The sequence below is a fragment of the Paenibacillus marchantiae genome (genome assembly GCF_028771845.1).
GTDB lineage: Bacteria > Bacillota > Bacilli > Paenibacillales > Paenibacillaceae > Paenibacillus > Paenibacillus marchantiae.
This window is the reverse complement of sequence record NZ_CP118270.1, coordinates 1851852-1865239: the sequence shown is the minus strand read 5'-3', so window position 1 is coordinate 1865239 and position 13388 is coordinate 1851852. Positions and strand designations below refer to the sequence as shown.

10 protein-coding genes are annotated in these 13388 nt (G+C 48.8%); 1 reads left to right on the top strand and 9 read right to left on the bottom strand.

The genetic code is table 11. The features are described from left to right. Positions 1–157 precede the first annotated feature (157 nt). The 9 genes from PTQ21_RS08600 to PTQ21_RS08560 all read right to left on the bottom strand — a co-directional run bounded on the left by PTQ21_RS08600 (position 158) and on the right by PTQ21_RS08560 (position 10307). On the bottom strand, positions 158–1711 hold the full coding sequence (locus PTQ21_RS08600) for a response regulator (protein WP_072734837.1): 1554 nt from the start codon (positions 1709–1711) through the stop codon (positions 158–160). After that, the gene (locus PTQ21_RS08595; protein WP_274569505.1) at positions 1686–3473 is read right to left on the bottom strand and encodes a cache domain-containing sensor histidine kinase; all 1788 of its coding nucleotides are present in this window, start codon (positions 3471–3473) and stop codon (positions 1686–1688) included. The genes PTQ21_RS08600 and PTQ21_RS08595 overlap by 26 nt, the downstream gene beginning before the upstream one ends. Before the next feature lie 257 nt (positions 3474–3730). Next, the gene (locus PTQ21_RS08590; RefSeq protein WP_274569504.1) at positions 3731–5047 is read right to left on the bottom strand and encodes an SGNH/GDSL hydrolase family protein; all 1317 of its coding nucleotides are present in this window, start codon (positions 5045–5047) and stop codon (positions 3731–3733) included. Positions 5048–5253: 206 nt separating this feature from the next. Next, a complete protein-coding gene (locus tag PTQ21_RS08585) occupies positions 5254–5544 on the bottom strand; it encodes a hypothetical protein (RefSeq protein ID WP_274569503.1) in 291 nt (96 codons plus the stop codon). Between the two features lie 25 nt (positions 5545–5569). Beyond that, on the bottom strand, positions 5570–6433 hold the full coding sequence (locus PTQ21_RS08580; RefSeq protein ID WP_371121658.1) for an inositol monophosphatase family protein: 864 nt from the start codon (positions 6431–6433) through the stop codon (positions 5570–5572). A gap of 107 nt (positions 6434–6540) precedes the next feature. After that, positions 6541–7542 carry a UV DNA damage repair endonuclease UvsE gene (gene uvsE, locus PTQ21_RS08575; RefSeq protein WP_090810349.1) on the bottom strand — a complete coding sequence of 334 codons (1002 nt, stop codon included), beginning with the start codon at positions 7540–7542 and terminating at the stop codon, positions 6541–6543. Positions 7543–7698: 156 nt separating this feature from the next. Beyond that, positions 7699–8022, bottom strand: a complete 324-nt coding sequence (locus tag PTQ21_RS08570; RefSeq protein ID WP_053779624.1) for a hypothetical protein — start codon at positions 8020–8022, stop codon at positions 7699–7701. 31 nt (positions 8023–8053) lie between these two features. Beyond that, positions 8054–9154 carry a D-alanine--D-alanine ligase gene (locus tag PTQ21_RS08565; RefSeq protein WP_063568050.1) on the bottom strand — a complete coding sequence of 367 codons (1101 nt, stop codon included), beginning with the start codon at positions 9152–9154 and terminating at the stop codon, positions 8054–8056. 133 nt (positions 9155–9287) lie between these two features. After that, a complete protein-coding gene (locus PTQ21_RS08560) occupies positions 9288–10307 on the bottom strand; it encodes an amidase domain-containing protein (protein ID WP_274569500.1) in 1020 nt (339 codons plus the stop codon). Positions 10308–10667: 360 nt separating this feature from the next. Here PTQ21_RS08560 and acnA point away from each other — a divergent pair, with 360 nt between their 5' ends. Then, on the top strand, positions 10668–13382 hold the full coding sequence (acnA, locus tag PTQ21_RS08555) for an aconitate hydratase AcnA (RefSeq protein ID WP_063568048.1): 2715 nt from the start codon (positions 10668–10670) through the stop codon (positions 13380–13382). Positions 13383–13388: the final 6 nt, after the last annotated feature.

Here is a 13388-nt window from a genome sequence, read left to right as displayed (position 1 = left end):
CTTTCACGAACTTTATATTGTCATTTTCGCAAATGTGGGACCATAGTTGAATACACAAAACCGTCTTGTTGGTTCAAAAAACAGAGGAGGACAACTGCACCTCTATCGGCGCTGTTCGTCCCCCTCATATTTCGATTTTATAATCGTCAGTCAATTGTTATAAGCCAGTTCTGCGAAATTCGGTAGGTGTCATACCGGTCCACTTTTTGAACACCTGACTGAAATATTGCGAGTTCCCCCCGAAGCCAAACAATTCGGCAAGCTCAAAGACCTTCACATCTCCACCTCTGCGAATATGGTCGCAGGCACGCTCAATGCGCAAACGATTCACATAGTTGGAGAAGTTTTCACCCGTCACTTTTTTGAAAATTTTGCCGAGATAATCCGGATTCATATATAACATCTGATGGGCAACCCCGTTAAGCGAGAGATCAGCCTCACCATAATGGCGATCCACAATATCCATCATCTTCTCCACAGCAGAAGACTGACGGCTAATATGGTTTTTGTAATAACCGGAGGTTAACCGGGCTGCGCTACTGGCAACAAAGGATTTTAAGCCAGATAATGTGTCGATATGGGGCAGCTCTGCCATACGCTGAGTAAATTCCGTCGCCTCCTCAGGAGGACAGACATGAATCATTGCGGAGTACAACTGCACCACATACGAACGAGTAATCCCGATTTCAAGCTGCTGACCAGACAAAAGCTCGAACAGGCGATCCACTTCAGCGCCCGCTTCTTCCGTATTGCCTGACTTAATCAACTGACATAACTGCTCTGCATCTTGTTCAACATGTACACCATCACATTCCCCGGCCAGCTCCAGATCACTTTTGGTAATCAGCTTGCCTTCGCCGATAAAAAAGCGATGGTTCAGGCATTGCAGCGCCTCACGGAACAAACGCCGGGACTGGATCATTCGATCTGCTTCACTGAGGGCAGCCGTAACTTCCAGTTTATATAGTCTGGTGAAAGCAGTCCGCACTTCTTCGATGCTCTCCTTTAGACCGACCGAATCGGCAGAGTCCCCCAACAGAATTAACAGTTTGCCTTCAATGGTAGTGCTTAATAGAACATGGGGCAGCAGATCACTGGCAATGTTTTTGATTGCAAATAGATGACTATAATCATGTTCATCTGCAATCCGGAACAGCAGCAGCCGAACTTCGTTATCCTCCAGCTCCAAGTCAAACAGCTCCTGATAATACTCCAGATCGACCGGACCATAGGTTTGGTTCGTCATAAATTCCAGCAGGAACTGCTCCTTCACATGTGGCAGCACCCGCTGCAGACGCTGTTTCATCTCTCCGGCCACATGTTCCTTTACCTGGGCATCCTGGTGTTCCTGAAGCAACTCGGATAAGGCATCGTGAATCTGGTTCTCGTTACACGGTTTGAGCAGATAATGTTTCACTCCATATTGCATCGCCCGACGAGCGTATTCGAACTCTTTGTAGCCAGACAACATGATAAAGCGGAGTCCAGGGTAAGCCTCAGATGCTTTTTCAATGAGTCCAAGACCATCCAGGCCCGGCATTGAAATATCCGTAATGATAATATCCGGTCTGGAATGACCGATTTTATCCAGCGCTTCAATCCCGTTTCTCGCGGTATCCACCAGTTCCGTTCCCGCTGCAGCCCAATCCACGACTTGCGAAATCCCCTCCAGAATGACACGTTCATCATCTACGAGCATCACTTTGTACATCGTCATCGTCCTCTCTAACCCAAGGTATTCTGATCGATACTACGGTCCCTGATCCGGGATTGCTGCTCATGATCATTTCGCCTTCTTCGCCGAAGGTCAATCTGATCCGTTCTTTGATGTTCGACAGCCCGATCCCCTGTCCCCTCGTCTGTACGCGTCCCTCTTGCAATTGCTCCAGAAATTCGGGAGTCATACCCGGACCGTCGTCCTCCACCTCAATTACAACGTTGTCTCCATCCGCTCTCGCCCTAATCCGAATACGGCAAGGTTCTATGCTTGGCTCCAATGCATAATGAATGGCGTTCTCCACCAATGGCTGCAGAGTTAACTTCGGAATGCGTGCAGTTCCCACTTCGGGCGCAATGTCCATGTCAAAATCAAGTCTTTCCTCGAATCGCGTGTGCTGGATCGTCACATAACTGCGGACGATGTCCAGTTCCCTTTCCAAAGTAATCCACTTCTCGGACATGTTCACTGAGCTTCGCAGCAGAAATCCGAGGGCCTCAACCATTTCGGAGATTTGATGCTGCTTCTGCACTTTGGCAAGCCAGTTGATCGATTCCAGTGTGTTATATAGAAAATGTGGATTAATCTGTGCCTGAAGCGCTTTCAATTCAGTCTCTCGGATCACGAGTTGCTTCGCATAATTCTCGTCAATGAGTTCACGTATACGCTGTACCATCATCTTGAACGTGCGATGCAGCAATCCGACCTCATTTTGTGAAGATACCGGGACATTGCCCAGCGCTACTTCCTCCAGCTTATCCAGATCGCCTTTTTCGATATTGCGCATTTTCTTGATCAACTGGGCGATAGGCTGTGTAATACTGCGGGAAAACTTGGCTCCGAATATAAGCGCCGCTAGGAATATCATGATAAAAATGACAGTCACCAGCTGTTTAACAAACTGGATCTGCTTAAACATCTGGTCAAAGGGCGTCATATACAGATACACCCAATCTGTATATGGAGAATTCGCACGAGCGACAAAATTCCTTCCCTGCTCAAACATCGCTATCCCATAGGGCTGAGTGCGCTTCAGTTCAGACTCGATTTCAGATTTACTGACAGTCGACTCTGTTGGATAGATTACTTCCCGGCCATCTGTAATTAATAGCTGTGAATCCTCTGCCGGGTGTTGCATCTGGTCTTGGACAATCCGATCCAATCGTACACGAATAACCAGGGTGCCCAGCTTCTCCAGCGTAAATGCTCCACCGGTAAAAGACTTTACCTGTCTAACCGACAGTAATCTGGCTTGTTGGTCCCCGCCTGTGTACCAAGCATTAGAGCCCGAATATTGCTGTCCCAAAGCAACCAATTCTCTTTGCTTCTTCTCCGAGATTCCCTCCCGGTTTCCAGCTGCCATAATATTATTATCATTATCGATAAAGATCATGGAATAGACGTATTTCTCTGAACCTGCATATGCCACCAGTCTGTTGGTAATTTTTTTGCGCAGGCCATTTTTCTCATACCCCGATTCAGCCTTATCCAACTGAAGAAGATATTGCTGAAGAGGCTCGTCGGACATGACCTTGAAGGATAGATTGGAGATCTCACGCAGTTGGTTCTCGATGCCCACCGAAGACATATTAAGCACCTGTGAGGATTTCTCATAGATTTGTCGATCATAAATGCCGAACACATAGCCCAGGACAGATACATAGAACGTGAAGCTGATCACCATCAGTAATCCGATGAGAAGAATGGTTTTGTGATGAATCGGCAATGTCGTGAAAGCGTTTTTAATTCTACTCATCCAAAGCGCTCCTTTGGCTTGCGAAGGGTGCTGTCATTCGAAACTGTTTTCGATCTACTGTAAGTTATTTTCATATTTACACATCCATGGTCAGATGACAAGTCATATTTATGCAACATTTTAGGTCATTTCCGAAGGTGTGTATCCTTGGTCTGGTATGAACATAGACGCAAAAACAGCCAGATTCCCTGAAAAGATCAAGGAAATCTGGCTGCTCAATATCTTGTCGATAGTGTATAAGAGTGCTAATTATTTCGTTACGGATTTACAAAAACGGTTTTTAACTTGGCGACATACTGCACATCAAAGCCAAGACCCTCGGCTACCATAGCAACCGGCACATATGTTTTGGACTCTGTGCCCACCTTGTTCAAGAATGCAGGTGTATCCACGGCTACGGATGCACCATTCACCTGAACGGCCGTTGCACCAATCTTCACGGCAACCTTCCGATCTCCGTATGTAATCGTTGCGGTTGAGGTTTTGTTATCCCATACCGTAGTTGCGCCAACGGCATTCACGATATCCTGGATCGCCACAAAGTTTTTACCATTGCGGTTGATTGGTTTGTACGGCGTGTCCAGCGTTTTACCACTGACAATGATATTCATCGGTTGGCCTGCAGCAGGAGCCGTCAGCTTGGTGTAATCGCCCCAGATCGTTTCTGCGAATACTTTGGCAATCGCTTCATATCCGAACTGATTCGGGTGGAAATCGCGGTCCTTAATCATGTGAGTCATCGTGCCTTCACCGCCAATAAACTCCTTGGCGACATGAGCCACTTTTACATCAATTCCTTTAGCGGAAAATTCAGTCGCAATTCCATCAATGGTCGCAGTAAACCCTTGGGAAGCCTCCATCAGTTTCGCATAGAGCGCTTTACCAGCTACTTCAGGCATGGGTTGGTACTGGTCAGCGATTACGATTTTGGCATTAGGATTAATCTCATGAATATCATTGATAACAGCGCTAACATTGGCTGTATAGGAAGATAGCAATTCCTTCACTTTTGCTTCCAGTTCCGCATCACTTAGCTTATCTGCTGAACCGAGCAACTCGGACACATCGTTCCCTCCGATTGTGATGGCAACCAGATTAGCCCCAGCTACACTCTCCCGGATGGCAGCAATATTGGCTCCAACTTGTGCCGCTCTTGGATCAGGGAGGCTCGGTTGAATGGCTTCGGAAGTGAGCGCTTTCCCTTCTTTAATCGCATCTGCAAAGTTTTTCAAACCACTGCTCTTCAATCCGGCAATACCATAGTTGTCCACCTGAGTACGTCCGTGAAGTAGACCTTGTTCCTGCAACCGTTCTACATAACCATAGGGCAGTTCTTTCAGGTTCGGCTCAAATCCTACGGTGATGGAGTCCCCCAATGTGACGAGGCGGAATTCCTTGGTTACCGATATCGCATCTTTCTGTACAGGCAATGATGATGTTACGCTTCCTGCGGGTAACGCATTGCTATCCGCAGCATGAGCGGACTGTGCGGATGATGCCAAAATCAGCATCCCTGCTAGCATACTTGCCGTTAATCCCGCGGCGGTACTTCTCCATATGCGTTTACGCTTCATTCTTAGAACACTCCTTTTTCCCGTATCTATAAAATAAAAAAATAATTACATATTACACTGTTCACTCCGGTGACAGAAGTTCGTGTAACTCTATTCTAACATTATTAAAGGGGCGCTGTCGTCTCCACCCCATATCCGCACGAAAAACAGACTCCCCTAATTAGGGAAGTCTGTTATCCGTTGAGTATAGTCACGATGTTCACTCGTTAAGACTTTGATTTATTCGTGTCTCCGAAATCAGAACCATTCGTGTCCATTTCCGTTTTGTTCCCGGCAGACCGATCTAGATATCGATCGTAGCGATCGTCCACCTCACGTGCCATGTCCCGGTACTTCAACGTTTCTTCAACAATTGGGTCTCGTTCTGTCTGAATGCGCACCTCGTACTTGGGAGGAATCAGCTGACGTTCACGTTTGTCAGCATCGCCGGACTCCTCCATCTCCCCTTCAGTCAGCATATCACTCAAACGTCGTTCCAGTTCTTTGGATTCATCCATTGTTGTTCGCTCCTTCAGTAAATTTTTACTCCAAACCGGTTGCGTTTGCTTCCTTCAGCACACCCGTCAGTGCATCATGAATCTTGCCATTGCTGGCAACCACATGGCTCACCGACAGTTGGTAAGGCGTCCCCACGGTATCGGTAACCTTGCCGCCGGATTCCTCAACTAGCAGTGCACCTGCGGCGATATCCCAAGGCTTCAAACCGACTTCGGTATAAGCGCTGAGGCGCCCCGCTGCAACATATGCCAAATGCAGGGCAGCAGAACCACCTGCACGCAGACTGCGTACTTGCGGTGCCAGTGCTTGAACAGCGGCCATATTGATCGGCAACGCGTAGGTCGTATCCGCCGGGAAGCCAACTGCGATCAGGCTCTGGGCCAGTTCCTGTTCACCAGATACAAGCATCCGGTTTCCATGGACATAAGCGCCTTTTCCTTTTTCCGCAACAAACATCTCGTCACGGGAAGGATCGTAGATTACCCCCACAATCACCTCACCGTTATGAGCCAAGGCAATGGATACGGAGTAGAACGGAAAACCGTGTACGAAATTGGTCGTTCCGTCCACCGGATCCACAATCCAGAGAAACTCTTCTTCCTCAGCTTCTTTCAGTGCCTTCGCTGATGCTTCCGGTCCTGGCTCCACGCCTTCTTCACCCAGAATGGCATGGTGGGGAAAATGCGTCAGAATCAGGCGGCGGATCATCTGTTCCGCACCTTTATCGACTTCAGTGACGAGATCCTGCGGCGAATACTTGGTTCCGGGCTCCCCCACAGTTCCGAGACGACTCTTGATCCACTCTCCAGCTTTGGAAGCTGCATTAATGGCGACGGCAGTATAGCTTTTGCTTGTCACGACATAAGGTGTTTTTTCCTTCTCATTCAAAGCGTTCACTCTACTTTCTATATCAATCTACGAAAAATTAAAATACTTGTTAAAAGTATACGCCCCGAGGGTCGTAAAGTTTCTCGTTGCCCAGGCCCCTTTTGGCGCTACGGATGAATGATTACCGTCGACTCGTCCACCCATTCCACACCCTCTTCGTGATAGAATGCTAGTTTCTGCATCAACTGCACCAGAGCTTCATCCTTGCGTTTGGCCTCAATCATCACATCAAGAGCGGGCGTATCTGCTGCAATATGACGTAAAAAAGCGAGCATCGGCTCCACCTCAACACCATCAGCATGACCACGCAGGTCCTTCTCACTCTTTGGACTGGAGACGTGAATTTTGGGCGGCAACGGCTTGTCTGCCGGAGAATCCGCTTGAGCAAGCGGAGACTCCCAAGTCTTCAATATATCCGGCCAGAGATCCCATGGCTGTTCGCCTTCATTGTTCACCCATTGATGGTGGATATCCAGCACCATGGGCAGCCCCATACGTTGACATACCGAGAGGGTCTCGGGAGCATTGAACGTTTTGTCATCATTTTCGAGCGTCATCCGTTCCTGAATATCCCGATCCAGCTTCAGAAAATTTTCTTCAAAACGCAGCGCTGCACTAGGCTTGTCCCCGTATGCACCACCAATATGTATATTGTTCTTGGCAGTGGCATTCAGCCCCATGGCATCCAGCATCCGTACATGATGGCGAAGGTCGCGCATGGAGTTGCGCAGCACTTCCTCCCGAGGTGTGCTGAGTACCGTAAAATGATCCGGGTGGAAAGACACACGCATCTGGTTCTCCTTCACAAAATCGCCAATCGCGGCAAAATCCTGCTTAAGCGCGGGAAACGGGTCCCAATCACTGAGATCCTCATGCGTTGCTAGCGGAATTAATTTGGAAGAGAAACGATATACATGAATATGGCTTCCTTTGTTGTGTCTGAGCAAACGTAATGTATTATGCAAATTCTCGGCTGCAATCCGTTCAAGCTTGCGAATTGCTGCTTCCCTATCATCAATTTTCTTAAAGCTGGACATAGTCATCGTCCGGGAAGGTGAAGCATTCTCCACAAGCACGGACATCGCCACATAACCAAAACGTACGAGCATGAATTTCTTCCTCTCTATTAGGGCGGGATTCCTTCCCGGTATATGAAGCCGGCAGTCTTCCCTTCACTTTATATAACCAAGTTTTACCCTAAAAGAGTGACCATAATCGTGATTTGGACAAATCCGTCCATTCAATCCCGGTCCACATGTAACAAACTACCCCTGTGCCTGTTCACCAAAGAACATCTCGTCCGCGAGAGCAGTCTGAATGCGTGATTCTTCCTCGTTCAGTTTACGGATCAATTGCATCTCCACTTCGGTCACTTCTTGACCCTGGAAGTTAATCTCAGCAATGGAGACTACGATTTTTACGATGGCTACGGCCACGTTATCCGGTGTGTAAGCAATGACTTTCTGTCCGGTAGGAAATACACGAAAGCCTTGTTTGACCATTTTGCCACGGCCGTATTCAAGCAATTCAAACAGCTCTTGTTCATTCTTGAACTTGCACACGGAATTGAATTCGGTCTGAAATCCCATTCATACCCCTCCTTATAATGTCGTCCTTAGGCTACGCCTGTACGCCATTCTCATAGTTCAGCGCCTGCTTGCGGTTGTAGCGTTCCAAAGCCAGCTCAATCATGCGATCCAGCAGTTCGGCATACGATACGCCCGTTTCACGCCACAAGAGCGGGTACATGCTGTATGGTGTGAAACCAGGCATGGTGTTTACTTCATTAATAAGCAATGCCCCATCCGATTTGCGAATGAAGAAGTCTGCACGGGAAATGCCATTGCCTTCAATCGCACGGAATGCCTGCAATGCGGCCTCACGAATGCGATCTGCGGCTTCCGGGTCGAGCGGAGCAGGGATCAGCATCTGAGACTGTCCATCGATGTATTTGGCTGCATAGTCATAATATTCACCGGAAGATACGATTTCTCCTGGTACAGAAGCCATCGGTTCGTCATTTCCAAGTACACTGACTTCAACTTCTCGAGCCTCTACAAACTCCTCAATGACTACCTTGGTATCGTAACGGAGAGCGAACTCCACTGCTTTCTTCAGTTCATCCCGGTTACGCGCCTTCGAGATTCCTACGCTGGAACCGAGATTGGCCGGCTTAATGAAACACGGATAGCCCAGTTGATCTTCCACCTGCAAGATCATTTCATGTTCGGTCTGTTTCCATTGAGTAGCGTTAAAATACGTAAAGGCACATTGGTCGATTCCGGCCTGCGCGAACAGTTTCTTCATGACCACTTTGTCCATGCCGCCTGCCGAAGCGAGTACACCTGCGCCAACATAAGGCATATCCGCCATCTCGAACATCCCTTGAATCGTGCCATCCTCACCAAACGTACCGTGCAGCAGCGGGAACATGACGTCCATCGCCTCTTCTCCGCCATATAAACGGCCGAACAGCGCGTTCAGCGCTTCCTGTGTTCCGCCCGCCGCCTGCTCCAGCTTCAAATCTTCAATCTGCGCGAATGGCGCGTGCATAACGGATCCTTTTTTCCACGTACCCTGCTTGGAGATATAAAAAGGAACCAGTTCATACTTCTCATAATCAAATGCGTTCGTTACAGCAAACGCCGTTTGCAGCGACACCTCATGCTCGCCTGACTTTCCGCCGTAAACGACGCCTACTGTTAATTTATCCATACTCATGTGTAACCTCCGATTATCTGTGCAATGATGCTGCCATATCTGCATGTTCAGCACCACTTTTATTCTGTTATCTAGACTTATTTTACACGGAACCAGATGTCCACGTCACCGAATCCCGTAAAATCTTTGACCATCAAAACTCATCTGCAATGTGAAAAAGCCGGTACACCGTCCGCTCGTTCCAAGCGTAAGAATCCCGGTAATCCCAAAAACGGTGGCGGCTGCTGACTGTATGTGCGTTCACAAGTGGCATGCCCCCCGCATCAAAAGCGGTCACAACCGTACTGTGCTGAAACCTGCCGTCCCCGTCCCAGTCGTAGAGGACTACATCTCCAAGCATTAGCTGCTCTGGACGATCCACTTCGGTTGCTGACAATCCCCAGCTGCTGCCAGATAAATAACGCTCCAGACTATTGGACACGGCCCAGCTGTAACTCCACATTTCAGAGCCATTTACATAGCCTTTGTACCACCATCCTGCTTCTCTTTTACCAGTATAGTGGATGGGTGCTCCCCCTGCAAAGAGACATTGGGACACATAATTGGTGCAATCTACTTCGAATTCCTCAAATGCCGGGTTTCCCGCATTCCACCACCGGTCCGCATAGGCGACAGCCAGATCCCTACGATACAGCTGCTGCTTCGATCTCCTACCCTGTCCCAGTACTTCTCGGTTAAGCAGCGGCCGATTCATCGCCTGTACAAAATCAGCTTGTTGAAAAGGACGGCCCTCTCCTACCGGGCGACGCTCCGGCACTTCACGTTCTACACGTGCAATGGTCCAAACTCCACTTTGCCTAAGAAAGGTCAGGCGTTCCCGTTCAATCCGGTCTTCCCGATGGGTCAAACCATTCTTCTCATAGAACAGCCTGCTGTACAATTGCACATCGACGACCGATTCATCGGACCCATCCATAAGTGTCCGCACAAGCTTGGCGCTGGTCTCACTGCGAAGAGGCACCGCCCGCCGCTTGCGGTACCATTGGTCCAGTCTGGCCATCCGCTCTCCCCGTTCCAGCACAAATTCCGGATCGGTGACAATCCGTTCGCTTGTCTGTGGACGGTAGTCGATCTCACAGCGATTATACTGGTTCACGTAGGTATATAAGGCACTCTTCCATTCGCGTTCCAAGCCTGTGTCCCCCTTTGGCATGAGTTCTGTCCGGAATGATCCATTGCATGAAAACTCTTTTTTATTTATATGAGAGAATTTCGGTTGTATGTGTCTGGTTCTGTTTTGAAGCCTTATTATCGGGGATAATGCGTACGGAAGAGATCGCGTCCATTCCCTTTACTTGAGAACGCATTCAATCTCTCAATGGCTTGGCTGGACAGGCAAAAAGCCCTTTACGTACGGAGTTGAAAACGGTATACTTAAAACTAAAGTTACGATTATGAAATTACGTTTCACCTAATGAAACTAACGAACAAGGACACGGAACGATGAAGGCCTGTTCTTCACCTAAATGAACGTTTTCTTCATCTCACCGACACATTTTAAGGAGGTACATGTATGTCAGCCAAGAATCATTTCTCCGCGGCCCGCAGTCTTGAGGTCGGAGGCAAGTCTTATCGCTACTACAGTTTAGATGCTCTTCAGGAAGGCGGCTACGGCGACCTTTCCAAGCTCCCTTTCTCCATTAAAGTGCTGCTCGAAGCAGCTATTCGTCAATTCGACGGACGTGCTATTACCGAAGAACATGTAAAACAACTGACCGGCTGGGCAGAAGGCCGTGACAATAACAAAGAAATTCCATTTATCCCTGCACGTATCGTTCTGCAGGATTTCACTGGTGTACCCGTGGTCGTTGACCTTGCAGCAATGCGCGATACCGTGAAAAAAGCAGGCGGCGATCCAAAACAGATCAATCCACTCGTTCCCGTCGATCTCGTTATCGACCACTCCGTTATGGTTGATGCGTTCGGAACGAACGATGCACTCGACTACAACATCAAGGTTGAATTCGAGCGTAACGAAGAGCGTTACCGCTTCTTGCGCTGGGCACAAACGGCATTCAACAACTTCCGTGCAGTTCCACCATCCACAGGGATTGTTCACCAAGTTAACTTGGAGTACTTGGCTTCCGTGGCTGCAACCAAAACCATTGATGGCGAAACTGTTGTATTCCCGGATTCCCTCGTAGGAACGGACTCCCACACCACCATGATCAACGGACTCGGCGTTGTTGGTTGGGGTGTTGGCGGGATCGAGGCTGAAGCAGGTATGCTGGGCCAACCGCTTTATTTTGTAACACCGGACGTTATCGGTTTCAAATTGACAGGTAGCCTGAGCGAAGGCTCAACGGCAACGGATCTGGCACTCACAGTTACTCAAATGCTGCGTAAAAAAGGCGTTGTCGGTAAATTTGTCGAGTTCTACGGACCGGGTCTTAGCAACATCAGCCTGGCTGACCGTGCAACGGTAGCCAACATGGCACCAGAGTACGGCGCAACAATTGGTTTCTTCCCTGTTGATAGCGAAACACTGAACTATATGCGTAATACCGGCCGTACCGACGAACAGGTGGATCTGGTTGAAGCTTATTATAAAGCTCAGAACATGTTCCGTACTGCTGATACGGTTGATCCTGAATTTACAGATGTGATCGAACTTGACCTGGCATCCGTTGTACCAAGTCTCGCGGGACCTAAGCGTCCACAAGATCGCATCGAGTTGACTCAAATGAAGGATAGCTTCAACAGTATCATCCGTACGCCGATCGACAAAGGCGGTTACGGACTGAGCGACGAAAAAATTGCAGAAAAAGTACCTGTGAAACACCCGAACGGTTCCACTAGCGAACTGTCTGCTGGTGCTGTCGTTATCGCGGCAATCACAAGCTGCACCAACACATCCAACCCTAGCGTTATGGTCGGAGCGGGTCTACTTGCGAAAAAAGCCGTTGAACGTGGTCTGACTAAGCCTGGCTACGTGAAAAGCAGCTTGACTCCGGGTTCCCTCGTTGTTACCGAGTATCTGGAAAAAGCAGGTCTGATCGAATATCTCGACAAACTCGGATTCAACGTTGCCGGCTATGGTTGCGCAACTTGCATCGGTAACTCTGGCCCACTGCCAGACGAAGTAAGCGAAGCAATCTCCGAGAACGATTTGACGGTAGCGGCTGTATTGTCCGGTAACCGTAACTTTGAAGGTCGTGTGCACGCGCAAGTCAAAGCCAACTATCTGGCTTCTCCGCCACTCGTTGTGGCGTATGCTCTCGCGGGTACCGTTAATATTGATTTTGCAACCGATCCAATCGGTTATGATACCAACAACGAGCCTGTATTCCTGAAAGACCTCTGGCCTAGCTCCGAGGAAATCAAGGATACCATCGCTAGCTCGCTGAACGCACAGATGTTCCGCAACAAATACGAGAACGTATTTACAGCTAACGAACGTTGGAATACGATCCCTGTACCGGAAGGCGAATTGTATGAGTGGGATCCAAACTCCACGTACATTCAGAATCCACCATTCTTCCAAGAGCTTGGCGACAAGTTGACTGATATCGCAGATATTCGTTCCGCACGTGTTATGGCATTGCTTGCTGACTCCGTAACAACGGATCACATCTCGCCAGCGGGTAATATCGCACCATCCAGTCCGGCTGGACTGTACCTGAAAGAACATGGCGTAGAACGCAAAGACTTCAACTCTTACGGCTCCCGTCGTGGTAACCACGAAGTTATGATGCGTGGTACATTTGCCAACATTCGTATTCGTAACCAAGTGGCTCCAGGTACTGAGGGTGGTATTACGAAATACCTGCCAACGGACGAAGAAATGTCCATCTACGATGCTTCCATGAAGTATCAGGACGAAGGACAGAACCTGATCGTTATCGCAGGTAAAGAGTATGGTACAGGAAGCTCGCGTGACTGGGCGGCAAAAGGAACATTCCTGCTTGGCGTCAAAGCCGTTATCGCAGAAAGCTTCGAGCGTATTCACCGCAGTAACCTGGTGGGCATGGGCGTAATGCCATTGCAATTCCAGGAAGGTCACGGCTGGTCCAGCCTCGGTCTGAACGGTCGTGAAACGTATGACATCACAGGTCTGAGCAATGATGTGAAACCAGGACAAGAACTGACGGTTACCGTAACTCGTGAGGACGGCACCAAGTTCGACTTCCCTGTCATCGCTCGTCTGGACAGCATGGTTGATGTGGACTACTACCACAACGGCGGTATCCTGCAAACCGTATTGCGTCAAATGATGAAAAAATCTTAATCGCAT